At 41.0% G+C, this 244-nt stretch carries 1 protein-coding gene; it reads left to right on the plus strand.

The genetic code is table 11. From position 1 onward, the window contains the following. A partial coding sequence (locus tag AC0IXR_RS25150; RefSeq protein ID WP_471762613.1) for a hypothetical protein occupies positions 1 to 244 on the plus strand: 244 nt, incomplete at both ends.

The following is a 244-nucleotide window of genomic DNA, read 5'->3' on the forward strand; positions in this document are numbered from 1 at the left end:
TACCGGAACGCTACGGCAATCATAAAGTTGATGTGATTACATGTAACCCGCCATATTTTAAAACACCTTCTAAGGATGAAATCAATGAAAATGAATATTTGGCAATTGCCCGGCATGAAATTCATTGTACATTAGAAGATGTCATTCGTGTTTCTTCCACGCTGCTAAAGCAAGGGGGAAAACTGGCGATGGTTCATCGACCAGGACGGCTGCTTGAGATTGTGGAATTAATGAAGAAATACCG

Source organism: Methylobacterium sp. AC832, from assembly GCF_979256025.1.